At 68.5% G+C, this 2,307-nt stretch carries 2 protein-coding genes and 1 pseudogene; all 3 read right to left on the bottom strand.

The annotated features are described in order from the left end of the window. Window positions 1-681, bottom strand: a pseudogene (locus tag ACWC09_RS52520) (glucose-6-phosphate dehydrogenase); the annotation flags it as partial. Between the two features lie 4 nt (window positions 682-685). Then, window positions 686-1,804: a transaldolase gene (gene tal / locus ACWC09_RS52525; RefSeq protein WP_450859407.1), complete on the bottom strand. Its 1,119-nt coding sequence runs from the start codon at window positions 1,802-1,804 to the stop codon at window positions 686-688. A gap of 33 nt (window positions 1,805-1,837) precedes the next feature. Next, on the bottom strand, window positions 1,838-2,307 hold a 470-nt coding region (locus tag ACWC09_RS52530), incomplete at its 5' end, for a transketolase-like TK C-terminal-containing protein (RefSeq protein WP_450859408.1).

Genomic DNA, 2,307 nt, shown 5'->3' on the forward strand with positions numbered 1-2,307 from the left:
GATCGGCTCGAACATGGTGTTGGCGAAGCGGAGCGCCAGGATGTTCTGGACGGTCTCCTTGCCCAGGTAGTGGTCGATCCGGAAGACCTGGTCCGGGGCGAAGACCTCGTGGACGATCGCGTTGAGTTCCTTCGCCGACTCCAGGTCGTGGCCGAAGGGCTTCTCGATGACCGCGCGGCGCCAGGAGCCGGAGCTCTGGTCGGCGAGGCCGTGCTTCTTCAGCTGCTGGATGACGACCGGGAAGGAGCGCGGCGGCACCGACAGGTAGAAGGCGAAGTTGCCGCCCGTGCCCTGTGCCTTGTCGAGCTCGTCGATGGTGGAGCGCAGCCGCTCGAACGCGTCGTCGTCGTCGAAGGTGCCCTGGACGAAGCGCATCCCCTGGATGAGCTGCTGCCAGACCTCCTCGCGGAACGGCGTACGGGCGTGCGCCTTGACGGCGTCGTGGACCTCGGCCGCGAAGTCCTCGTTCGCCCACTCGCGGCGGGCGAAGCCCACCAGCGAGAAGCCCGGCGGCAGCAGACCCCGGTTGGCGAGGTCGTACACGGCGGGCATGAGCTTCTTCCGTGACAAATCGCCCGTGACGCCGAAGATGACCAGGCCCGACGGCCCCGCGATACGCGGGAGCCGTCGGTCGGCGGGGTCACGGAGCGGGTTCGCTCCGGAACCGGAAAAAGGCGCCAAGATCTCAGCCCTCCGAGGGGGCGAGGCGCTCCAGCTCCGCCTCGGTCGACTTGAGCAGGTCGTTCCAGGACGCCTCGAACTTCTCGACGCCCTCGTCCTCCAGGAGCTGCACCACGTCGTCGTACGAGATCCCGAGCTTCTCGACGGCGTCGATGTCGGCGCGGGCCTGCTCGTAGGTGCCGGCGACGGTGTTGCCGGTGATCGAGCCGTGCTCCTCGGTGGCCTGGAGGGTGGCCTCCGGCATGGTGTTGACCGTGTTCGGGGCCACCAGGTCGTCGACGTACAGGGTCGGCTTGTAGGCCGGGTCCTTCACACCGGTGGAGGCCCACAGCGGACGCTGGGTGCGGGCGCCCGCGTTCTCCAGCTTGCTCCAGCGGGCCGAGGAGAAGACCTCCTCGTACGCCTGGTAGGCCAGACGCGCGTTGGCGACGGCGGCCTTGCCGCGCAGCGCCTTGGCCTCGTCGGTGCCCAGGCCGTCCAGCCGCTTGTCGATCTCGGTGTCCACGCGGGAGACGAAGAAGGACGCGACCGAACGGATCAGGGACAGGTCCAGGCCGCGCTCCTTGGCCTTCTCCAGGCCGGCGAGGTACGCGTCCATGACCTCGCGGTAGCGCTCCAGCGAGAAGATCAGCGTGACGTTGACGCTGATGCCGAGGCCGATGACCTCGGTGATCGCCGGGAGACCCGCCTTGGTGGCCGGGATCTTGATGAGCGTGTTGGGGCGGTCGACCAGCCAGGCCAGCTGCTTGGCCTCGGCGACGGTCGCCTTGGTGTTGTGGGCCAGGCGCGGGTCGACCTCGATCGACACCCTGCCGTCCTGGCCGTCGGTGGCGTCGAAGACCGGGCGCAGGATGTCGGCGGCATCGCGGACGTCCGCCGTGGTGATCATGCGGATGGCCTCTTCGACGGTGACCTTGCGGGCGGCGAGGTCCGACAGCTGCTGGTCGTAGCCGTCACCGGACGAGATCGCCTTCTGGAAGATCGTCGGGTTGGTGGTGACGCCCACGACGTGCTGCTGGTCGATCAGCTCGGCGAGGTTGCCGGACGTGATCCGCTTGCGCGACAGGTCGTCCAGCCAGATCGCGACGCCCTCCTCGGAGAGGCGCTTGAGTGCGTCTGTCATGGAATTACATCTCCTACGTGTCGTATGTGAGCGTCAGCGGTGGGCGGCGGCGATGGATTCCCGGGCCTTGGCGGCCACGTTCTCGGCAGTGAAGCCGTACTCCTGGAAGAGCACCTTGCCGTCGGCGGAAGCACCGAAGTGCTCCAGGGAAACGATGCGACCGGCGTCCCCGACGTACTTGTGCCAGGTGAGCCCGATACCCGCCTCGACCGCGACCCGCGCCTTCACGTTCGGCGGCAGAACGCTGTCCCGGTACCCCTGGTCCTGCTCCTCGAACCACTCCACGGACGGCATGGACACGACCCGCGTCGGCACCCCGTCGGCCTGGAGCCGCTCGCGCGCCTCGACGGCGACGTGGACCTCGGAGCCGGTCGCGATCAGGATGACCTGGGCGTCGCCTCCCTCGGCCTCGAACAGGACGTAACCACCCTTGGCGGCATCCTCGTTGGGCTCGTACGTCGGCACGCCCTGACGGGTCAGCGCGAGGCCGTGCGGGGCGCCCT

The organism is Streptomyces sp. NPDC001617, from assembly GCF_053596855.1.

Excerpts from the sequence above, each read along its gene's own strand:
- tal (WP_450859407.1), bottom strand. The coding sequence starts at position 1,804 with ATGACAGACGCACTCAAGCGCCTCTCCGAGGAGGGCGTCGCGATCTGG.